The 19,757-nt window shown below is 58.3% G+C and carries 20 protein-coding genes, 1 tRNA gene and 1 pseudogene; 12 read left to right on the top strand and 10 right to left on the bottom strand.

Going from position 1 to position 19,757, the window contains the following annotated elements; translation table 11 throughout:
- Both mmsA and chvE read right to left on the bottom strand, forming a co-directional pair.
- Positions 1 to 1,536: a multiple monosaccharide ABC transporter ATP-binding protein gene (gene mmsA, locus AB4Z52_RS02095; protein ID WP_442216232.1), complete on the bottom strand. Its 1,536-nt coding sequence runs from the start codon at positions 1,534 to 1,536 to the stop codon at positions 1 to 3.
- 93 nt (positions 1,537 to 1,629) lie between these two features.
- Complete coding sequence (gene chvE / locus AB4Z52_RS02090; RefSeq protein ID WP_442216231.1) at positions 1,630 to 2,694, bottom strand: multiple monosaccharide ABC transporter substrate-binding protein; 1,065 nt, start codon at positions 2,692 to 2,694, stop codon at positions 1,630 to 1,632.
- Positions 2,695 to 2,972: 278 nt separating this feature from the next.
- On the opposite strand from chvE, the gene AB4Z52_RS02085 reads away from it, so the two are divergent.
- Together AB4Z52_RS02085 and AB4Z52_RS02080 are read left to right on the top strand one after the other, a co-directional pair.
- A complete protein-coding gene (locus AB4Z52_RS02085; RefSeq protein ID WP_442216230.1) occupies positions 2,973 to 3,980 on the top strand; it encodes a LysR family transcriptional regulator in 1,008 nt (335 codons plus the stop codon).
- Between the two features lie 52 nt (positions 3,981 to 4,032).
- Positions 4,033 to 4,521 (top strand): hypothetical protein, encoded by a 489-nt coding sequence (locus AB4Z52_RS02080; RefSeq protein WP_442216229.1) that lies wholly within the window; start codon positions 4,033 to 4,035, stop codon positions 4,519 to 4,521.
- A 7-nt stretch (positions 4,522 to 4,528) separates the two neighbouring features.
- On the opposite strand, the gene AB4Z52_RS02075 is transcribed toward AB4Z52_RS02080, so the two are convergent.
- Positions 4,529 to 4,783: a hypothetical protein gene (locus AB4Z52_RS02075; protein ID WP_442216228.1), complete on the bottom strand. Its 255-nt coding sequence runs from the start codon at positions 4,781 to 4,783 to the stop codon at positions 4,529 to 4,531.
- A 154-nt stretch (positions 4,784 to 4,937) separates the two neighbouring features.
- On the opposite strand from AB4Z52_RS02075, the gene iolG reads away from it, so the two are divergent.
- A complete protein-coding gene (gene iolG, locus AB4Z52_RS02070) occupies positions 4,938 to 5,930 on the top strand; it encodes an inositol 2-dehydrogenase (protein WP_442216227.1) in 993 nt (330 codons plus the stop codon).
- Between the two features lie 96 nt (positions 5,931 to 6,026).
- Here the strand turns inward: iolG and AB4Z52_RS02065 are convergent, their stop codons facing one another.
- On the bottom strand, positions 6,027 to 7,271 hold the full coding sequence (locus AB4Z52_RS02065; protein WP_442216226.1) for an ROK family transcriptional regulator: 1,245 nt from the start codon (positions 7,269 to 7,271) through the stop codon (positions 6,027 to 6,029).
- 222 nt (positions 7,272 to 7,493) lie between these two features.
- On the opposite strand from AB4Z52_RS02065, the gene xylF reads away from it, so the two are divergent.
- The 6 genes from xylF to AB4Z52_RS02035 all read left to right on the top strand — a co-directional run bounded on the left by xylF (position 7,494) and on the right by AB4Z52_RS02035 (position 12,749).
- Positions 7,494 to 8,534 (top strand): D-xylose ABC transporter substrate-binding protein, encoded by a 1,041-nt coding sequence (xylF, locus tag AB4Z52_RS02060; RefSeq protein ID WP_442216225.1) that lies wholly within the window; start codon positions 7,494 to 7,496, stop codon positions 8,532 to 8,534.
- A 281-nt stretch (positions 8,535 to 8,815) separates the two neighbouring features.
- Positions 8,816 to 10,129, top strand: coding sequence for a sugar ABC transporter permease (locus AB4Z52_RS02055; RefSeq protein WP_442216224.1), 1,314 nt, complete (start codon positions 8,816 to 8,818; stop codon positions 10,127 to 10,129).
- Positions 10,130 to 10,143: 14 nt separating this feature from the next.
- A complete protein-coding gene (locus AB4Z52_RS02050) occupies positions 10,144 to 10,929 on the top strand; it encodes an ATP-binding cassette domain-containing protein (RefSeq protein WP_442216223.1) in 786 nt (261 codons plus the stop codon).
- 174 nt (positions 10,930 to 11,103) lie between these two features.
- A tRNA-Arg gene (locus tag AB4Z52_RS02045) sits at positions 11,104 to 11,180 on the top strand.
- A gap of 202 nt (positions 11,181 to 11,382) precedes the next feature.
- On the top strand, positions 11,383 to 11,865 hold the full coding sequence (locus AB4Z52_RS02040) for an NUDIX hydrolase (RefSeq protein WP_442216222.1): 483 nt from the start codon (positions 11,383 to 11,385) through the stop codon (positions 11,863 to 11,865).
- Positions 11,866 to 12,518: 653 nt separating this feature from the next.
- Positions 12,519 to 12,749 carry a hypothetical protein gene (locus AB4Z52_RS02035; protein ID WP_442216221.1) on the top strand — a complete coding sequence of 77 codons (231 nt, stop codon included), beginning with the start codon at positions 12,519 to 12,521 and terminating at the stop codon, positions 12,747 to 12,749.
- A gap of 368 nt (positions 12,750 to 13,117) precedes the next feature.
- Here the strand turns inward: AB4Z52_RS02035 and AB4Z52_RS02030 are convergent.
- Positions 13,118 to 13,488 (bottom strand): annotated as a pseudogene (locus AB4Z52_RS02030) (transporter); the annotation flags it as partial.
- A gap of 227 nt (positions 13,489 to 13,715) precedes the next feature.
- Between AB4Z52_RS02030 and AB4Z52_RS02025 the strand changes: the two are divergent.
- A complete protein-coding gene (locus AB4Z52_RS02025) occupies positions 13,716 to 14,075 on the top strand; it encodes a hypothetical protein (protein ID WP_442216220.1) in 360 nt (119 codons plus the stop codon).
- Between the two features lie 39 nt (positions 14,076 to 14,114).
- Here AB4Z52_RS02025 and AB4Z52_RS02020 read toward each other — a convergent pair whose 3' ends face one another.
- Together AB4Z52_RS02020 and AB4Z52_RS02015 are read right to left on the bottom strand one after the other, a co-directional pair.
- Entirely contained in the window at positions 14,115 to 15,131 is a 1,017-nt protein-coding gene (locus AB4Z52_RS02020) for a type II toxin-antitoxin system HipA family toxin (RefSeq protein ID WP_442216219.1), read from the bottom strand.
- Complete coding sequence (locus tag AB4Z52_RS02015; protein ID WP_442216218.1) at positions 15,128 to 15,490, bottom strand: helix-turn-helix domain-containing protein; 363 nt, start codon at positions 15,488 to 15,490, stop codon at positions 15,128 to 15,130. Before AB4Z52_RS02015 ends, AB4Z52_RS02020 begins: the two co-directional genes overlap by 4 nt.
- Before the next feature lie 321 nt (positions 15,491 to 15,811).
- Between AB4Z52_RS02015 and AB4Z52_RS02010 the strand changes: the two genes are divergently transcribed.
- Positions 15,812 to 16,669: an ArsR/SmtB family transcription factor gene (locus AB4Z52_RS02010; protein ID WP_442216217.1), complete on the top strand. Its 858-nt coding sequence runs from the start codon at positions 15,812 to 15,814 to the stop codon at positions 16,667 to 16,669.
- A 103-nt stretch (positions 16,670 to 16,772) separates the two neighbouring features.
- Here AB4Z52_RS02010 and AB4Z52_RS02005 read toward each other — a convergent pair whose 3' ends face one another.
- Positions 16,773 to 17,672, bottom strand: coding sequence for a LysR family transcriptional regulator (locus AB4Z52_RS02005; RefSeq protein WP_442216216.1), 900 nt, complete (start codon positions 17,670 to 17,672; stop codon positions 16,773 to 16,775).
- Between the two features lie 101 nt (positions 17,673 to 17,773).
- Between AB4Z52_RS02005 and AB4Z52_RS02000 the strand changes: the two genes are divergently transcribed.
- Positions 17,774 to 18,535, top strand: coding sequence for an SDR family NAD(P)-dependent oxidoreductase (locus tag AB4Z52_RS02000; RefSeq protein ID WP_442216215.1), 762 nt, complete (start codon positions 17,774 to 17,776; stop codon positions 18,533 to 18,535).
- 150 nt (positions 18,536 to 18,685) lie between these two features.
- On the opposite strand, the gene AB4Z52_RS01995 is transcribed toward AB4Z52_RS02000, so the two are convergent.
- Positions 18,686 to 18,955 carry a nodulation protein gene (locus tag AB4Z52_RS01995; protein ID WP_442216214.1) on the bottom strand — a complete coding sequence of 90 codons (270 nt, stop codon included), beginning with the start codon at positions 18,953 to 18,955 and terminating at the stop codon, positions 18,686 to 18,688.
- A gap of 272 nt (positions 18,956 to 19,227) precedes the next feature.
- Entirely contained in the window at positions 19,228 to 19,491 is a 264-nt protein-coding gene (locus AB4Z52_RS01990; protein ID WP_442216213.1) for a hypothetical protein, read from the bottom strand.
- Positions 19,492 to 19,757 lie beyond the last annotated feature (266 nt).

The following is a 19,757-nucleotide window of genomic DNA, read 5'->3' as shown; positions in this document are numbered from 1 at the left end:
TTATTGTTTCTCCCCTGAACGCATGATGGCGCGCATGATCGTTTCCTGGCTCGCCTCGCCTTTCGGCAATTCGGCGACAATGCGCCCCTCGTTCATAACGTAAATGCGATCGCAAATGCCGAGCAGTTCAGGCATCTCCGAAGAGATCATCAGGACGCCTTTGCCATCAGCGGCAAGCTGGTTGATAATTGTGTAGATTTCGTACTTGGCACCGACGTCGATACCGCGTGTTGGCTCGTCGAGGATCAGGACCTCCGGATCGGAGAAGAGCCACTTCGACAGTACTACTTTCTGCTGATTTCCGCCGGAAAGATTGACCGTTTCCTGGAAAATGCTGGAGCTGCGAATGCGCAGTTTCGAGCGATAGTCGACGGCAACCTGCGTTTCCTTGATGTCGTCGATGACAGTGGAGTTCGATATGCCGTCGAGGTTGGCGAGCGTCGTGTTGTGCATAATGTTGTCACTGAGCACGAGGCCAAGCTGCTTGCGGTCTTCGGTCACATAGGCAAGGCCCGCATCGATCGCCTTGCGCACCGTGCTGACGTCGACCGGCTTGCCGTCGACGAAAACGTCGCCGCTAATCCTGTGGCCATAGGACTTGCCGAACACGCTCATGGCGAATTCCGTCCGGCCCGCGCCCATCAGGCCCGCGATACCGACCACTTCGCCCTTGCGCACGTTGACGTTGATGTCGTGCAGCATCTGCCGGTCGCGGTGATGCTGGTGGTAGGCATTCCAGTTCTTGACCTCGAAGATCGTCTCGCCGACCGGCACCGAGCGCGGCGGGTATCGGTCAGCAAGTTCACGACCCACCATGTTCTTGATGATGATGTCTTCGCTGATCTCGTCGACGTGACAATCCAGCGTCTTGACGGTCATGCCGTCGCGCAGCACCGTGATGTGGTCGGCGACTTTGCGCACTTCGTTGAGCTTGTGCGAAATGATGATCGACGTGATGCCCTGATTGCGGAATTCTATCAGCAGATTAAGCAGCGCATCGGAATCGCTTTCGTTGAGCGATGCCGTCGGCTCGTCGAGAATGAGCAGCTTGACGCTCTTTGACAGTGCCTTGGCAATTTCGACTAGCTGCTGCTTGCCAACGCCGATGTCGGTGATCAGCGTTTCGGGCGATTCCTTCAGGCCAACCTTGCGCAAAAGCTGCCTGGTGCGACTGAAGGTTTCCTGCCAGCTGATGACGCCGTTGGTGGCGACTTCATTTCCAAGGAAGATATTTTCGGCGATCGACAGGAGCGGCACGAGCGCCAGTTCCTGATGGATGATAATGATGCCGATCTCTTCGCTGTCGTTGATGAGCTTGAAGTTGCGGGCTTGCCCGTCGTAGTGAATCTCGCCTTCGTAGGATCCGGCCGGATAGACCCCGGAAAGAACCTTCATCAGGGTCGATTTGCCGGCGCCGTTTTCGCCGACCAATGCGTGTATCTCACCTTGGCGAACCTTGAGGTTCACGTTCTCGAGCGCTTTTACGCCCGGGAACGTCTTGGTGATGTTCCGCATTTCGAGAATTGTATTGTCCATACTAAAATATCCAGCGCCAGCAGCCGAAAGACAGCGCGGCGATCATAAAAGTGAAGACCGGAACCCGCAAGTACGGGCTCCGGCCAACCTATATTACTTCAGTTTGTCGGCCGTGTAATAGCCGCTGTCTACAAGAACCTTCTGGTAGTTGGTCTTGTCGACGGCCACAGGCGTCAGGAGGTAGGACGGAACGACCTTGACGCCGTTGTCGTAGGTCTTGGTGTCGTTGACTTCAGGCGTCTTGCCTTCCATCAGCGCGTTGACCATACCAACGGTAACCTTGGCGAGATCGCGGGTGTCCTTGAAGATCGTCGAATGCTGTTCGCCAGCAATGATCGACTTTACAGAAGGAACTTCCGAGTCCTGACCGGTGACGACTGGCAGCGGCTGGGCAGCCGTACCGTAGCCGACGCCCTTCAGCGACGAAAGAATGCCGATGGACAGACCGTCATAGGGAGACAGGACTGCATCGACCTTGGCGTCGGTGTAGTTGGCCGAGAGCAGGTTGTCCATGCGAGCCTGGGCCGTTGCAGGGTCCCAACGCAGCGTGCCGACCTTGTCCATGCCCATCTGGCCGGACTTCACGACGAGCTTCTTGCCGTCGATGTAAGGCTTCAGGACAGACATTGCGCCGTCATAGAAGAAGAAGGCGTTGTTGTCGTCAGGCGAACCGCCGAAGAGTTCGATGTTGAACGGACCCTTGCCATCCTTGAGGCCGAGTGCGTCGACGATCGAGCCGGCCTGCAGAACGCCGACCTTGAAGTTGTCGAACGTCGCATAGTAATCGACATTGGCCGAATCGCGGATCAGGCGGTCATAAGCAATGACTTTGATGCCAGCGTCGTGAGCCTTCTGGAGCACGTCGGAAAGCGTCGTGCCGTCGATAGCTGCGATAACGAGAACCTTGGAGCCCTTCGTGACCATGTTTTCGATCTGCGAAAGCTGGTTCGGAATATCGTCGTCAGCATATTGCAGGTCTGTGCCGTAGCCGGCAGCCTGGAGCTGCTTGACGATGTTGTTACCGTCGTCGATCCAGCGAGCGGAAGCCTTTGTCGGCATTGCAATGCCAACAGTACCCTTGTCCGCAGCCATCGCTGGCATCACGAATGAAGCGACGCCGAAGGCAGCCGCAGCCATCAATGAGATAATGGATTTCATTTCTCTCTCCCTTGTTAATAAATCGGCGGACAACAATGCGCCCACCCCGAAACTGTGGCAGGTTCCGTAGATTGGATAGTTACTTCAGATTGTGAGAAACGAAGTACGTCTCCTCCACGATCTCACACGTGCATGTTGAGCTAGATTCAGCGCAACGGCGGCAAACTGGAATCAATTCGTATAACTGTCAAATAGAATAAACGATGGATAATATATCATTTTTGGTATATCATTAAAAAATAGTACTTTTTGGTCCGCAAGTGGGAATAAATGCAATCATGGAGAAAATATATAACGATTATTCCCGCGATGGTATCGAAATACACACAGATAATTTTCGCGACGACAGTCTTTTGCGCGCGGGTCTCAAGCTAAATCATCTCCGAATGATCGTCACGATCGAGGATCATGGGCAGATTTCGGCCGCCGCGGAGGCGCTGAACATATCGCAGCCAGCGGCATCGCGCATGCTGTCCGAGATGGAATCGATTGCGAAAACGGCCCTTTACGAGCGAATCGCTAGAGGCGTCGTATTGACGCCCTTCGGCTCGGCGCTGGCCAAGCGGGCAAGAAAGATCCTTCTCGAGCTGCGCGAGGCCAGCCGCGAAATCGCGGAACTTCGCACCGGCAAGGGCGGCTCGGTCTATCTCGGCGCTGTTACCGCGCCGGCCATCAGCCTGGTGGTCCCCGCAATTCGCCGGATCACGCAGGCCTATCCCGGCATAGAGATCAACATCCAGGTCGAGACGAGCAATGTGCTCGCCCGTGAGCTGCTTGCCGCGCGCCACGACTTCATCATTTGCCGCATTCCCGACGAGCTCAACCCCCGCCTTTTCACCGCCCATGAGATCGGCGTCGAGAAAGCCTGCCTGATCGTCCGCCAGGGTCACCCCCTGCTTGAGAAAGGCGTGGTTGGCCTGCATGACCTGATCGGCCTCGACTGGGTGTTCCAGCCGCCCGGCACCCTGCTTCGAAGAAAGGTCGAGGACATCTTCATCAAGGCAGGCGTGCCACTGCCGGAAAACATCGTCAACACCTCGTCGCTTCTCCTGACGGTGGCGGTGGTCTGCAAGACCGACGCAATCGCCCCGATCGCGCTCGACATGGCCGACTTTGTCTGCGGCCAGAGTTCAAGGGCCGGCGAAGCCTGCATCCTGCCGATCGATTTCGAGATCGCCGTGAAGCCCTATAGCTTGATCACAGCCCGCGAACGCGCCATGCCTCCAAGCGCAAGCCTGCTGTACGACATGATCCTCGAGGGCAGCCGGGCCTTGCCGGCACCCTGATCAGCCCTGCTCCAACTTCAGAGCCTAGCGTGCGACGCTCGTGGAGGAACGCATGGTGTTTGGGCAATCGGTATTTCAATCAGTTCTGGAACGCCTGGACGCACAGGAGGCAGAGGCCAGCGAAAGCGACGGCTCCCGGTCGCACCGCATCCAGGGTCTGAACGCAAGCTTTGCCGCCGCAGTGCGCGAGGGCATCTCTGCAGCGTCAATGCGGCCGGACCAGGCCTATATCGACAATCTCGAATTCAACGACGTGCCTATTGTCGAGGTTACCCCTGCTGTCGAGTTGGCAGAGCCGGAACCGCCGCCGGTCATGCCGGCACATCTGGCGCGAACGGCGCCCGAGGAAGTGGCGGCGGAGCTGGCGATCTCTTCGGCAGACACGCCCCATAGTCTAAGCGACAAGCGCCGCTCGTTCGCCAAAGCCAATCATCCCGACGGCGTCGCGCCGGCCTTCAGGGACAACGCCACCGCGCGCATGATGATCGCCAATCTGTTGATCGACGAAGCCCTTTACCGCTTCAGCCGACAAAGTCGATGAACGTGGGCTATTCCTGATCCTTCTCCGGACCGGCACTTTCGTCATTGGCCGCAGTGGCCTCAGGTTCCTGCTTCAAAGGCTGAGGACTGAAGGTCAGGAGCAGCTTGTAGGCCGCATATATGCCGAGCGCGCCGACAATGATCGCCCAGAAAGGCTCCCTCGTCGACGCCTCGACGATCGCCCAGCCGAGGCAGAGCGCGACAATCACTAGCCGGATCCAAAGCGGCCGGTAGAACGGATGGTCCGGGTCGATCAGTTGCATGCTGGGTTGCTCGCTCTCATATGTCTGCTTGTCTTTAGGCTGAAATTCGGAATTGTGAAACCCCGGCGGCTTGACGCCGCGTCGAGAAAATGGAATGAAAATTCCACAAAAATCGTAATTCAGTTTATTTGTTCTGAATTTGGGAGGAATGAAAATGACAGTGAGATTCGCGCTTCTCGGAGCCGGCCGCATCGGCAAGGTGCATGCCAAGGCCGTCAGCGGCAATGCCAGCGCCAAGCTCATCGCCGTGGCGGACGCCTTTCCGGCAGCAGCCCAAGCGATCGCATCGGCCTATGGCTGCGAAGTCCGCACCATCGAGGCGATCGAGGCGGCAAAGGATATCGACGCAGTGGTGATCTGCACGCCGACCGACACCCATGCCGACCTGATCGAGCGCTTTGCCCGCGCCGGCAAGGCGATCTTCTGCGAAAAGCCCATCGACCTTGACGTCGATCGCGTCAAGGCATGCATCAAGGTCGTGTCGGAGACCAAGGGCAAGTTGATGGTTGGCTTCAACCGCCGCTTCGACCCGCATTTCATGGCCGTTCGTCAGGTCATCGATGACGGCAAGATCGGCTCGGTCGAAATGGTGACGATCACCTCGCGCGATCCAGGCGCCCCGCCGGTCGATTATATCAAGCGCTCCGGCGGCATCTTCCGGGACATGACCATCCACGATTTCGACATGGCCCGCTTCCTACTCGGCGAAGAGCCGGTCACCGTCAGCGCGACAGCCGCCGTCCTGGTCGACAAGGCGATCGGCGATGCCGGCGACTACGACAGCGTCTCGGTCCTGCTCCAGACCGCATCCGGCAAACAGGCGATGATTTCCAACTCCCGCCGCGCCACGTACGGCTACGATCAGCGTATTGAAATTCACGGCTCGATGGGCATGGTTGCTGCCGAGAACCAGCGTCCGTTCTCGATCGAGGTGGCAAACGGCGACGGCTATACCCGCCCGCCGCTGCATGATTTCTTCATGACCCGTTACACCGAGGCCTATGCCAACGAAATCGCCGCCTTTATCACCGCGATCGAACAGGGCACGGCCATCTCGCCGTCGGGCGCGGACGGCCTTGCCGCATTGAAGCTCGCCGACGCAGCCGTCCAATCGGTCAAGGAACGCAAGCAGATCAAGGTGGGCTGAGATCTCTCCCCTCTGCCGACCATGGAATTGCCGGGCATTGCCCGGCAATTTCGTTTTTGGAACCGAGAAACTCCAGCAAGACCGAACCACCGCTCGTCAGCTGGCGCGATTACTAAGTTCCATGCTCGCCGCAGCCCGCGACATGACGATATCGTTGTCCATGATGGAGAGCGCGCGGTTGAGATGGCCTTCGAAAACGAGAGCCTGCTCGTCGGGCACGACGCGCATCTCGGGCATTCCCTCCATGCGCACGATCTGCGACTGCGCCAGCCCGTCCTCGATGCCTTCGCGCAAGAGATCGTAATAGCGCGTACCGGGGCCGGTCAGCGCAATCGGCATCAGCTCATTGAGACTGAGTACGCGCGACAGTCCGTTTCCAAGCGCCAATCCTGCCTGGCGGAAGGCGAAGCGGTTGCGGCGGTGGCCCTGGCGGGCACTGGCTGCGATCTTGTCGAGTTCCGAGACAGGAACGAATTTCGCCGGGATCGTATCGAGCGGAACGGCGAAGGCATTGCGCAAGATGGCGTAAAAGCCGGCATAGGCCTCGATACAGCCGAACGATCCGCAGCGACACAGCGCACTATCAGGCACATGCAGCATATGGCCGAAATTCGGCGCTGAAACCTCGTGCTCCCCGCCGCTCCTGCGGCGCACGATCCCAAGGCCGATGCTGTGGCCGAGCGAAAGCGCCGCCAGCGCGCGAAAATCACGGCCCTTTTCGTTTTCCTCGCGCTGGCCGACGGCGGCGGCAACCAGCAGGGTTTCGTTGCCGAGAATGATCTTTGCCGACCACTCGGCGCCGAGCACGGCTGCAAAGTCGATTTGCTCGCGCCCGAAGATCGGCGACCAGCGCAACACAGGCTCGACGCCGTCGACCAACCCCTTACTGCTGATCGAGATGATCAGCACGTCGTCCCGATCGATTCGCGATCGTGAGACCAGCCGTAGCAGCCCTTCCCGCATCGCCGTGACGAAGGACTGGACACCACCGGCAGCCTGCGAACGCCCCTCGGCAAAACGGTCGAGCAACGTTCCCGCATAATCGACCAGCGAATACTGGACAGCATCGGAAGAGATGATGACGGTGATCAGATAGCCGCAATCGCGCCGCTGGGAAAACGCCACGCGCGGGCGTCCACGCCCCGAGGCCGCCTGCTGTTCGGTCTTTGCGATGATCTGCGCGCGCTCGAGATCCGCTGTTATCGCCGATATAGTCGCGGACGAAAGGCTGGTGAAATCGGAGAGTTCGGTGTGCGCGAGCGGGCCGTGGCGCCTGAGCGCCGTGAGCACGAGAGCGCTGTTCCTTTGGCGGACCAATTCGGTGCTCGATTTGATCTGCATCCAGCCGCCTCCCCAACGGATTCCCTCTCCTGCGCGTATCTTCACATCGGCTCTTTAGCAATGGCCGATTAAACCTGCGGATGCGCTGTTGACAGCTTTCAAAATCTCTGACACTAAATTTCTCGACTGTCGAGAAAAAACTCAAAACCTTTCTCGTCAGCATAATCGCGGCGACCGGCGGGAGCTTAGGGTACGTGCGGTCACATCACTCGGGAGGAAAATATGAGAGCTTTTATCAAGCTGGCTGCAGGCGCGGCTTTGGTCTTGACCATGCAGACCGCGGCCTTCGCCAAGGATCTGGTGGTTGGTGTTTCCTGGTCTAACTTCCAGGAAGAACGTTGGAAGACCGACGAAGCCGCCATCAAGAAGGCACTTGCTGCCGCCGGGGCCAAATACATTTCCGCTGACGCCCAGTCCTCCGCTTCCAAGCAGCTGACGGACGTCGAATCGTTGATTTCCCAGGGCGCCAACGCACTGATCATCCTCGCCCAGGACAGCGACGCCATCGGCCCGGCCATCGAAAAGGCTGCCGATGAAGGCATCCCAGTCGTCGGCTACGACCGCCTGATCGAAAATCCGTCTGCCTTCTACATCACCTTCGACAACAAGGAAGTCGGCCGCATGCAGGCACGTGGCGTTCTTGCCGCAAAACCGGCAGGCAACTACGTCTTCATTAAGGGCTCGTCGTCCGACCCGAATGCAGACTTCCTGTTCGCAGGCCAGTTGGAAGTGCTGAAGTCCGCCATGGACGCCGGCAAGATCAAGAAGGTCGGCGAAGCATACACCGACGGCTGGCTGCCCCAGAACGCACAGCGCAACATGGAGCAGATCCTGACCGCCAACAACAACAAGGTTGACGCGGTCGTCGCCTCCAACGACGGCACCGCCGGCGGCGCTATCGCTGCCCTCGACGCCCAGGGCCTCGCAGGCTCCGTTCCGGTTTCGGGCCAGGATGCCGACAAGGCCGCTCTCAACCGCATCGCGCTCGGCACCCAGACTGTTTCCGTCTGGAAGGACTCCCGTGAACTCGGCAAGCGCGCCGCAGAAATCGCTCTCAGCCTTGCCGGCGGCAAGAAGCTGAACGAGATCGAAGGCGTTAAGGTCTTCAAGGACGGCCCGAAGAAAGTCGAGATGCAGTCGGTCTTCCTGACGCCGCTTCCGATCACCAAGGACAATCTCAACGTCGTCATCGACGCCGGTTGGATTTCCAAGGCTGAAGCATGCCAGGGTGTGAAGGCCGGTAGCGTTGCTGCCTGCAAGTAAACATCACCTGACCAGCTAAATCTTCACGACGCCGCAACGGCTTTCCGGTGCGGCGTCGAATGCGGCTCAGGCACGATCCCGTCAAAGCGGAGATCCTGACCACCGTATTGGCACTGCGCCACCATCGCGACGTTTGATGCCCGTCCGGAAAACATAGGCCCAGGCGAAAAGCGGGTCCCGGAAGCATCCGCAGTGGCGTATCTTGATATCAGCGCGAAGACTGCCAGCGATAGCCGACAAGCCTCGCCAGCGCGCGCTCAACAGTGGAGAACGGCAAAGCGATGGCCGACATGACGCAGTCCACAACATCCAACAGCGCGCGCAATGCCGACGCCGGGGCGATCACGCGCTTTCTGCGCGCGACAGAGATCGACACCCGGCTCCTTGGCATGCTCGGGGCGCTGCTGATCATCTGGATCGGCTTCCATATCTATACCGGCGGCCTGTTCCTGACACCGAGAAACCTTTGGAACCTTTCGGTCCAGACCACTGAGATCGCGGTCCTTGCCTCCGGCATGGTCCTCATCATCGTCACGCGCAACATCGACCTGTCGATCGGCTCGATGCTCGGCTTCGTCGCCATGATCATGGGCGTGGTGCAGGCGAAGTACCTGCCGCAGTATCTCGGCTTCGACAGTTCGCTTACCTGGGTCATCACATTGCTCTGCGGCCTGGCGGTCGGCACGGCCATCGGCACCTTCCAGGGCGTCATCATCGCCTTTCTGAACGTCCCTTCCTTCATCGTCACGCTCGGCGGATTTCTCGCCTGGCGCGGCTTGGCCTGGTACGTTACCAGCGGCCAGACCGTGGCGCCGCTTGATGTCACGTTCCGCGTCATGGGCGGCGGCGCTGAAGGCTCTATCGGCGCGACCTGGAGCTGGGTTCTCGGCATCGTCGCCTGCCTGCTGGTCATGCTCAGCATCGTCCACTCGCGTGGCCAGAGAAAGCGCTTCGGCTTCCCGAGACGGCCGCTCTGGGCCGAATATCTCCTGTCTGCCTTGAGCTGCGTCCTTATTCTCGGGACCATCTGGGTCTTCAACAGCTACTATTGGCCGGTGGGCATCGCCAAGAAATATGCGGAGACACACAATATTCCCTGGCCCGAGACCGGGCTCGACATCTCCTACGGCATCTCGGTTCCGGTCCTGATCGCCCTCTTCGTCGGTATCATCGTGACCTTCGTTTCCACCCGCCTGCGCTTCGGCCGCTACGTCTTCGCAATCGGCGGCAATCCGGAGGCGGCCGAACTCGCCGGCATCAAGACGCGCTGGGTCACGGTGAAGATCTTCGCGCTGATGGGGCTTCTCGCCGCCGTCGCTGCCGCAATATCGACCGCACGCCTCAACGCCGCCGCCAATTCGCAGGGCACTACCTATGAGCTCTACACCATTGCCGCGGCAGTCATTGGCGGAACGTCGCTTGCCGGCGGCACGGGAACGGTCGCCGGCGCCATGATCGGCGCCTTGGTCATGCAGTCTCTGCAATCGGGCATGGGGCTGGCAAACGTCGACACGCCAATTCAAAACGTGGTCGTCGGCGCGGTACTGGTGATCGCCGTCTGGCTTGATACCGTCTACCGCTCGCGCGCCAAGTAAGAGGGAACTGAACAATGACGGATCAAACCACTCCGCTCGTGGAACTAAAGAACATTTCCATCTCCTTCGGCGGTATCCACGCGGTAGACAACGCGTCGGTGGACCTCTTCCCCGGCGAAGTCGTCGCCCTTCTCGGCCACAACGGCGCCGGCAAGTCGACACTGATCAAGATCCTCTCCGGCGCCTACAAGCGCGACAGCGGCGACATTCTGATCAACGGCGAACCGGTCGACATACGCACCCCGCGCGACGCCAAGAAATACGGCATCGAGACGATCTACCAGACGCTTGCCGTCGCCGACAATGTCGACGCGGCCGCCAACCTCTATCTCGGCCGCGAACTACAGACCCGCTGGGGCACGCTTGACGACGTGGCGATGGAAGCCTCGGCCCGCGAAGTCATGGGCCGGCTGAACCCGAACTTCAAGCGCTTCAAGGAGCCGGTGAAGGCACTTTCGGGCGGCCAGCGCCAATCGGTGGCGATTGCCCGCGCCATCCTCTTCAATGCCCGCATCCTGATCATGGACGAACCGACTGCGGCCCTCGGCCCCCAGGAGACCGCGCAGGTCGGCGAGCTCATCAAGCAACTGAAGAGAGAAGGCATCGGCATCTTCCTGATCAGCCACGACATCCACGATGTCTTCGATCTTGCCGACCGCGTCTCGGTCATGAAGAACGGCCAGGTCGTCGGCCACGCACGCACCGAGGACGTTACCAAGGACGAAGTGCTCGGCATGATCATCCTCGGCAAGGTGCCGCCAAAAGCCATCCCCGGCCCCGGCGCCATGAAGATGGCCTGAGCGTCAACAGCTCATGATATCCAATAGGCCGCGAACGCCAACGCTCGCGGCCTATTTGCGTCTCCCCGAAGAGATATGCACTTCTCCCCCGTTTCACGCATTTTCCGCATTGAAGCCAAACCCTTCCTAGGCTAAGAACCTCCCATCGGACAGGCGCTAACCCGCCTCAGGCATGCACCCGTAGCTCAGCTGGATAGAGTGTTGGATTCCGATTCCAAAGGTCACAGGTTCGAATCCTGTCGGGTGCGCCATTTTCTCCGCTCTGCATCGCCACATAAGCGTGGACTAGATAGCGCTATACGCTTTCCGCAAATCGTGGTCATAAAGTCTTAGGAATGGCCGAACGTATGGAATATCACGCGTCTGGGCGGCAATTCCACACGGATTCCCACGCTGACTATTGTCCGGAATCAATTTTCACTCCATTCTTGATCACTGGCAAGGAACGGCCCCATGAGCAAAAACGAATCCCTTCTCGCGCGTCTCGCTGCGTATGCAGAGGTGATGATGCGCGGCGAGGCGTTTGAACAATTCGGTGCCATTTGTTACCGCACAGGCTCGGATGCTCGCGCCGAAATCTTGCTTGTCACCACCCGCGAAACACGTCGCTGGACCATACCGAAAGGGTGGCCGATCAAGGGATTGGAGCCGCATGAGGTCGCCGAACGCGAGGCATGGGAGGAGGCCGGCGTCAAAGGCAGGGCAAAGAAAAAGCCTCTTGGCCATTACACCTATCTCAAGACACTCGATGATGGGAACAAAGCTCCCGCGGTTGTGGCGGTGCATTTACTTGCGGTCGAGAAAGTCTACGACAAGTTCCCTGAATGCAGCGAGCGCTCCCTAGAATGGATGTCGCCCGTCGAAGCAGCGACCCGAGTGGATGAACCCGAGCTCAAGGGACTGCTGGCGGCTCTCAACACCCGCTCGGCAGCCTAAAGATCAAGGTCGCGCTGGTGTTGGGTATTGATTGCTCAACGGATGGCGCATCTGCCAAACAGCGGCGCTCTTGGCCTGGGCAGCGATAGGATTCACTGCAGGCGCACAGATGGCCCGAGGGTGTGAAGAATCAAAGCCGCTATGATGAAAAGAAACGCATTAAGGAACGCGACCGCTAGGATCGACTCGGCGTGCGTGGGTCGCACTCTTGACGGCTAAGTCTGCTGTTATACGAGCGCTGCACCGTTCGGTTTCATGACGGATCAGTGTCCCAGCGACCTTCCCCAGAGGCAATGCTCGGCCGTCAAAACACCGCATTTCTGCGAACAGACGCGATCATCGATGAGTGTGAGCTATCTCCCTTTCCATCACGGCCTCGTGGTGGAGCGACTACGCAAGGGATGAGAGGTTATTGTTCCAAGGCAAGTAGTTGCGTGACAATCCGTCGGACGTGTGGAAAAAGCCAATGAAAATTCGCCATGTGAGGTAGCAACTGCGACACAGCTTCGCCTTTAGGACCGACGAAGTCCTTCACTATCGCTCGGAAAGTATATTTTCGCCGTATGAGTGCATCACCTGTGAATGCGGCGTATACTTGAACTGCAAGTGCATTCGTGCAGTCGCAAAGTCAAAATTCACCGAGGAGGAAAGTTATGCTCAAGGCTATCGCATTGACAACTGCTGCTCTTATTTTGGCGGCAGCTCCCGCGCTGGCGGCGTCCAGTTACTATGTTGTGCACGCCCCTCACAGCAAAAGCTGCAGCGTTGTTGAGAAAGCACCTGACGGGAAAAATCTGCTCATGGTCGGTAAGCACCACAGCAGCATGAGCGCTGCGACGCGCGCGATGCAAACATCCGTCTCCTGCATGCACAGGAAGAAGTAAGGCATCGAAGTATTGGTGCATCTCAATCGAATAGAGCACGCCGACGCCCATACCTTGCCTCTTGAAAAGCACGACATGGATGCCGGCGCAGTGTTCACGTAAGTTCACCTCTTAGTCGAACGTGAAGTCGACCCGCGAGAAGGCGCGGTCGATCCAGTTGGTCTTGTTCAATTCCGGGATGTGCAGTGTGATCTTCTTGTTCAAAACCAGCCACGCATGGCCTGGCGTTTCTCAGAGGCGGTCGGTCGAACAGAGCGCTGCTGCGTCACACGGACGTCAATCGCACAGAGGATGTCTTTGAAACCGGAAGTTCCATTGCTCCGGAGGCCGCCTCTAAAGGCTCGCCCTTCACCTACGCAGCCTTCTCGTCACTTCGGGAACAGGAATGTGACCGGCACCCTGAAGCCAAGACCGCACGGGCCGCTGTCGGGCGCGGTCGCCCAGTAACGCAACCCGGCCGTCGGGTTGATCGGAACGGCCCAGTTATGGGTTCCCCAGTTGTAGGTCGACTCGGTGTTCAACCCGAAGGTCCAGGCGTCCTTGGTCGAGTAGGAGGTGAACGGCTGCAGGAATGTCGAGCTGACGTCGGGACGATCGTCCTGTCCTGCGAACGACCAGACGTGATTGCCAGTTGCTCCGTAGGTGAAGGGCCGTCCTGCTTCAGCACGACGGATGTCGGACCCGCGCCCCATTTGCCGTTCCCGAGAAGCGTGTCCGTTGCCGTCGGCAACACGAACACCTCGGTGTCGCTCCGAAGCGCCGAGGGTTCGATCGTCACGGTGCCCTATGGCCAGATTGCCACCATCGAAAACTTCAGCCGTCACGCTCAGCAAGTCCAGATGCCGGGCATGAAGCCCTGCGACAAAACTTGGCTGGCGCCGTCGACGGTTTCCGTCACCGCATCGAGACTGAAGTCGGAGGGTAGCACCGCCCCGCGTCGCCTGGACCGCTCTCGCATTTGCCGTAGTGCTGGCATCCGCCTGGGCGTCGCTTGCCATCTGGTATCGCCTGCCCGACCCCGCCTTCGCCAGAGCATTAGTCGCAGGCCTGTTTGCCCTGCTCCGCCTTTGCACGATCGTCGCGCTATTTTCCCGCTGGCGTCTTCAGGCGGGCCTTGCATTCGCGTTCTTCTTTATCGTCACGATCGGATGGTGGAGCACGATCCACCCGTCTGCCTACGCGGAATGGGCACCCGATGTGGCAAGGCAGGTCACCGGAACAGTAACCGGGGATATGTTGACCCTCACGGACGTGCGCAATTTCGACTGGCGGAGCAACACGGATTTTACCGAACACTGGACGACGAGAACATACGACCTGCCATAAGAGCGGACTGCGGCGTATTTCTCAGGAAATCAACTGAGGCTAGAACGCAACGTTCGTGTCCGCGATGAGTCGAAGTGTCTTCACGCGATCCATGATTATCCGAGCGTGTTCGCCGGACAATGGGAGATCTTCCGTCATCTTGCCCCAGGTGTCGGCCGCCTTTTCGACTGTACGGGTGACTTCTTTCTTGACGACGTTCACGGGAGCGCCTGCCAAATCGGCTGCCTTCTGGAAACGTGCCAGTCCGACGATCAGCGAATCGAGGCTATCTCGAAATTTCAAGGCAAGCTCGTTGCTGCCGTCATAGACAATCGTGGCGACGATATCGTAGGCCGGGCTGAGAGCGCCGTTGATCCCATCCTCATAGATCAGCGAGTGGTTCTTGAGATGCGCATCGCCATTTCCGAGCAATATGTTGACCGTGGTGCGACGGACGATCTCCAGATAATCCTTCGTGCCTCGGCCGAAGCGTTTGGCAAGGTTCATGACCGTCTCTTCGTTGGCCGCGGTATATTTTCGCTCCTTTGGAGCCTGCATCACCTGACAAAAATCCTCCATATGAACGCGCGCGCCGTCGGCGGCACGGTCAAACCGTTTGACCGCCAGAACGTAATCCCCCTTTAATATCTCGGGTTTGATGCCCACAACCGAGCCGCGTTCAGGAGGAGCCGCGGCAAGCTCATCCTGAACGCGAACCACCACAGCTCCCGGCAGATCGTGGCCAAGATGGGCGAGCACGTCAAAATCTGTTGTGGCCCCAGTCGGAAGTCCCCGCAAAACGAGGTCGCGAAGCGCGCCTTCTGGCAGCAGGTTGGAGAACCAGGGATGCAGATCCCGTCCTGGCTGCATGATTGGACCGGAAGTCAGCATTCGAACCGTCCGCTCTTCGTCTCCGATGAAGCGGATTGACGAGCTGAGGATAGGTCTGTTCTCACCAAGCGCGATGTAGGCCCCTTCGACAATGAAGCGCATTAGCCCGCTTCGTTCCCTGATCAAGGTTCCAACATGAGTCTCTGCCTTGCCGGATCTCAGAGAGACGGACAGCGTATTGCTCATTGCTTTGCCGCTGTCGCGCCCCGTGTAGGTGTTTCATCGTCTTCCCCATCATAGCCATCAGGGATGAACACATCTTCCAGCACTGAACCCTCGTAGGGCTTGTGAGGGCCGGATGGCGGCGCCAAGTACTCGGAGATGATTGAATTGACGCGGCTGATTGCCCGGTTGGGTACGAATACGATCTGCATCTGCAGTGCTTCGGCCACAGCCTGTAGGGTGGCTGCTTCCGGGTTGATGGCTCCTCGCTCAAGGCGAGAGACATAACCCTGATCTAGGCCAATCAGCTCTCCCAGATCGCGCTGAGACAGCGACGCAGCCTTCCTCAAAGGCTTCACCTGTTTTAGAAACGACGCAAACATGCCTGGCTCATGGCTCATGATTCATATATGCGTCAGAATATGACTTATGATACATTTTGTCAAGTCAGGCAAAATTAGTTGGATGAATAGAGATACATGTATTGAGGTAAATATGAATTATATTTCATGTTTTAAGGCGCAGCGCTCGCCTGACGCGATCCCGCAAACTTCACCGCTTCATCTTCGCAAGGTGGCGCTCGTAACGCGCCTCAATCTCAGGAAACTGGGCAGCACCTCACTTCTGCGGTTAAATCGGCAATTTCGGCCGCCGATGGGATTTCATATTGACATGTGACCATATGGTCACCTATATATTGAGCGATGGATGACGAAGTTTTTAGGGCGCTTGCCGATCCGACACGCCGTAGCCTTCTGGACGCGCTGTTCGAGCGAGACGGCCAGACGCTCAGCGCGCTGGAACAGCACGTTCCAATGACGCGCTTTGGCGTCATGAAGCACCTGCGATTGCTTGAAAAAGCCGGACTGGTTGTGACCAAGCGAATGGGGCGCGAGAAGCTCCATTTCCTCAATCCGATTCCGATCCGCCGGATCTACGAGCGTTGGGTAAATAAATACACCGATCGCTGGGCCGTGACACTCACGAGCCTCAAGCGACAACTCGAGGAGGAACCAATGGAGCAGATTTACGTCCCTCACCAGGTGCCACTTGTGCCGTCTCCGGGCGGCGGGGCGATGGCAGTCTTCGAAATCTACATCAAGACGACGCCTGAACGTCTCTGGCAGGCGATCATCGATCCCAAGATGAGGGCGAAGTATAGCTTCGGGGTCGAGGTTCACTCGGAATGGACCCCCGGCTCACGCTACCTCGCGTCCGTTCCTGGCGGCATCGACTCCGCGAAACTCGACATCACTGAAGGAGAGAACCTGGAGGTCGATCCTCCTCGACGGCTCGTGCAGAGCTTTCGGGCGCTTTGGAGCGACGAAGTGAAGGCGGCCGGCTTCTCGCGTGTGACCTGGGAGATCATTCCTGTCGGCGATTCCTGTCGACTGACCGTCATCCACGACCGCCTGCCCGAAGACGCCAATCCCGAACTCTACGGCGGCTGGCCGATGGTCCTTTCCGGTCTAAAGACGCTGTTGGAAACCGGCGAGCGGCTCACGACACCCGGATCGCTGCTCTATTCTGAGCACAACGTGCAGATCGACAATCAGTCCTGAGATCAGGAGGATGAAACGGAGCAAGCGACCGGCAACAACATCACAGGCGTGAGGGCGATCGGAACCTCCCAGAACGCGCCACGTGTGGGCGTTGGGCTGGCAGTCACGCCGGCTCCTCGGGGTCAGCGCCGAATTCCGCAATGGCAAACGAAATGATGCTGCGCAAGCGTGGCGTCATGCGTCGATCACGGTAGTATATGAGTGACATGGGCCGTTCGCGCAAATGCCATTCAGGAAAAAGCTGGACGAGCTGGCCTGCTTGCACATCGGAAGCCAGCAGGATGGCCGGTTGCATGATAACGCCCAGCCCAGCACGAGCGGCAGTGCGTACGGCCTGGCCGTTGTTGACTGTGATCGACATGTGGGGAGCCACTTCCACCTCCTCATTGCCTTTCGACAACCTCCAAGGCGAGCGAGATGCCGGCGTAAAGCCGACGACTTCGTGACTTGAAAGCTCGCTAGGATGTTTAGGTGTACCCCTCCAAACAAGATAGTCGGGCGCGGCACAAATCATCATGCGGTAGGCAGTGAGACTACGCGCAATGAGGCGGCTGTCTGGGAGTTCGCCAATGCGAAAAGCAATGTCGAAGCCTTCTTCTACGATATCGACGTTGCGGTCCGTCAACGTGATGTCGAGCGTCACCTCAGGGGCAAGCGCACGATAGCGCTGCAAGGCTGGCATTAACACCTCGGCCCCGAAGGTCGTCGGTGCTGTCATCCTCAACTGCCCACGCGCCTTGGTTTGTGATGTTTCCGCGTCCCGATCCGCGACGGCCACGCGATCGAGAATGTCCCGGCATTGCTCGACATAACTCGTCCCGAAGTCTGTCAAGCTTTGGCGGCGTGTTGTCCTATTCAGAAGGCGCGTGCCAAGCCGCTCTTCTAGCGCCGCCACATGTTGCCCGACCATAGCCGGCGACATGCCCAGTCTTACGGCGGCGGCGCTCATCGAGCCTTCCTGCACCGCCATCACGAACACCTGCATGGAGCGAAACAAACCCATTCGATATTTCTACTTTCAGATAACGAAAGAATTTCCCCGATTATCGCTAGATGTCATTGCAATTACAACTGCCATGCCGGAATTCGTTCAAGGAGCACAACGTGGCACAAACACGATTTATAGACAAAACTGTCCTCATCACGGGCGCAGGAACAGGCATGGGACGCGCCGCTGCCCTTCGCTTAGTCGAGGAGGGTGCACAAGTTATTCTGGTGGGACGTCGCCCCCAACCGATCAATCAACTGCTGTCGGAAATCGAAGCGGGCGGCGGCGCGGCAATGGCTGTTGCATGCGATATTTCTGATTGCGATGCGGTTGCTGCAACTGTTGAGAAGGCAATTGCGCGCTTCGGGCGGTTGGACGCGGTCTTCGCCAATGCCGGAGTGCTTGGCGAATTCAAGCCTTTGGCTGCAACTGAATCAGGCGACTTTGACGTATTGATCAGCACGAACCTGCGTGGGACCTTCTTTACGATCAAGCATTGCCTGCCGTTTTTGGACGGCGGCAGCATTCTCATCAACGCCTCGTGGACGGCCGGCGGGGTGATGCCGGGTGCCGGGGCATATGCGAGTACGAAAGGCGCGCTGCTTGCCATGATGCGCACGCTCGCCGTGGAACAGGGTCCGCGGAACATCCGGATCAATGCCATCAATCCGGGCATCATTCTGACGCCGATGGCGGATGACGTGATCGACCCCGCTTTTGCCGCTCGCCTCGCCGAGCACACGCCCCTGCGCCGCAACGGCACACCAGAAGAGGTCGCCGGCACTGTCGCTTGGTTGCTTTCGGACGATGCCAACTTTGTCACGGGCCAAGAGATCACGGTAGATGGTGGCTACACAATCGGAGGCCTCCGGCCGTAATAGTCGAGGATAGACCACCAAGTGTGGTCGGATCGGAAATCGGATTCCGGTCCGTCTTCGTGTCAGGACAACAGCAGTTCTGGTTCTCGACAAATCCCATGAAGCCAATTGCGGGCGATCAGACAAAGGAAACAGACCGCAAAAGAGACATCACGTGTTTCTATCTGTCATCGCCCACGATAGCGTCGGTGCGACCTCGTTTCGTACATCGGCTTCCAACTCCGAACAGATGAGGTCGTACTCAGCGAGAAGACTGGGGTCGCCACCGCGTCGCAACAGATCACGATAGCCAATCGCCTCACTGTAACTTCCGCAAATGTCACGCAGATTTTCGCTGTCAATGAAGGCGCTGTCGAGATGCTCCCGCAGACGTGGAAACTTTATTTTCAACAAAGAAAGCCCAAGACGATCAGATTTCATGTGGCTCGCATCGGCCTTTCATGGAATACCTCGCGGGAGCCATTAGGGCACCCATTGGCATGCTGTTTAGCATACTTTTCATGGGCGGAAATGTTTGGAATAGATATCTGAGAGGATCAGATTTCATGAAAGCGCGAAGGCCCGTGCTTAGGGTGATCCTCTAGAGAAGCTTAAGGAGGCCTCTACGCCTCGCGTCTTGGAAGTTCAGAAAGTCAACCATATCGTCGGCCCTGTGACGGAAGCGCCGATCCATGGCCAACAGGCGGATCGCTTCAAAGGCGTCGGGCGAGAAACAACACCGCAACTCCGACCATCGCCGTCGTCGCGCCGCGATAAACCCATTTCGTCTCGTAAATCATGAAGCTGCTCGCCGGGTAGGGAAAGTAACCGTACCCTGCGCCGCCCAAATCAAACCCGGCATAATCAACAATGCTCCGAATATCGACAAAGCAAACTTGAGCGGTTTCATCGTACGTCCTTGGTTGGTTGTTTGCACAGGAATGCTGGGCCGCAGCACTTTCGTTGGACCGCATCATGACATCGACCTGCTCACACCGATACACGCGGCAGTTTGGCGAACCTCCCTTAGAGACCCTCGCGGCGCTGGGGACAGGTCAGGCGGTCGGCGCTAAGCTACATTGATTCCGCGCTCGCGGGCGGCCGGCAAGCAGGAATGGTGACCCCCATCCGCGCAGCCGTCGAGCGCGGTGTCACCTTCTTCGACACCGCGGAGGTCTACGCATGCAAGCGGTTGAAGTTGCTGATAGTTACGACCCGGTGCGCATCGCGAAATGGGCAGCGA

It is taken from the genome of Rhizobium sp. 2YAF20, assembly GCF_052114685.1.
GTDB lineage: Bacteria > Pseudomonadota > Alphaproteobacteria > Rhizobiales > Rhizobiaceae > Rhizobium.
The sequence above is the reverse complement of the archived record's forward strand: the minus strand, read 5'-3'. Positions and strand labels throughout refer to the sequence as shown.

Coding starts and splice junctions, on each gene's coding strand:
- mmsA (WP_442216232.1), bottom strand. CDS start 1,536: ATGGACAATACAATTCTCGAAATGCGGAACATCACCAAGACGTTCCCG.
- chvE (WP_442216231.1), bottom strand. CDS start 2,694: ATGAAATCCATTATCTCATTGATGGCTGCGGCTGCCTTCGGCGTCGCT.
- AB4Z52_RS02085 (WP_442216230.1), top strand. CDS start 2,973: ATGGAGAAAATATATAACGATTATTCCCGCGATGGTATCGAAATACAC.
- AB4Z52_RS02080 (WP_442216229.1), top strand. CDS start 4,033: ATGGTGTTTGGGCAATCGGTATTTCAATCAGTTCTGGAACGCCTGGAC.
- AB4Z52_RS02075 (WP_442216228.1), bottom strand. CDS start 4,783: ATGCAACTGATCGACCCGGACCATCCGTTCTACCGGCCGCTTTGGATC.
- iolG (WP_442216227.1), top strand. CDS start 4,938: ATGACAGTGAGATTCGCGCTTCTCGGAGCCGGCCGCATCGGCAAGGTG.
- AB4Z52_RS02065 (WP_442216226.1), bottom strand. CDS start 7,271: ATGCAGATCAAATCGAGCACCGAATTGGTCCGCCAAAGGAACAGCGCT.
- xylF (WP_442216225.1), top strand. CDS start 7,494: ATGAGAGCTTTTATCAAGCTGGCTGCAGGCGCGGCTTTGGTCTTGACC.
- AB4Z52_RS02055 (WP_442216224.1), top strand. CDS start 8,816: ATGGCCGACATGACGCAGTCCACAACATCCAACAGCGCGCGCAATGCC.
- AB4Z52_RS02050 (WP_442216223.1), top strand. CDS start 10,144: ATGACGGATCAAACCACTCCGCTCGTGGAACTAAAGAACATTTCCATC.
- AB4Z52_RS02040 (WP_442216222.1), top strand. CDS start 11,383: ATGAGCAAAAACGAATCCCTTCTCGCGCGTCTCGCTGCGTATGCAGAG.
- AB4Z52_RS02035 (WP_442216221.1), top strand. CDS start 12,519: ATGCTCAAGGCTATCGCATTGACAACTGCTGCTCTTATTTTGGCGGCA.
- AB4Z52_RS02020 (WP_442216219.1), bottom strand. CDS start 15,131: ATGAGCAATACGCTGTCCGTCTCTCTGAGATCCGGCAAGGCAGAGACT.
- AB4Z52_RS02015 (WP_442216218.1), bottom strand. CDS start 15,490: ATGTTTGCGTCGTTTCTAAAACAGGTGAAGCCTTTGAGGAAGGCTGCG.
- AB4Z52_RS02010 (WP_442216217.1), top strand. CDS start 15,812: ATGGATGACGAAGTTTTTAGGGCGCTTGCCGATCCGACACGCCGTAGC.
- AB4Z52_RS02005 (WP_442216216.1), bottom strand. CDS start 17,672: ATGGGTTTGTTTCGCTCCATGCAGGTGTTCGTGATGGCGGTGCAGGAA.
- AB4Z52_RS01995 (WP_442216214.1), bottom strand. CDS start 18,955: ATGAAATCTGATCGTCTTGGGCTTTCTTTGTTGAAAATAAAGTTTCCA.
- AB4Z52_RS01990 (WP_442216213.1), bottom strand. CDS start 19,491: ATGATGCGGTCCAACGAAAGTGCTGCGGCCCAGCATTCCTGTGCAAAC.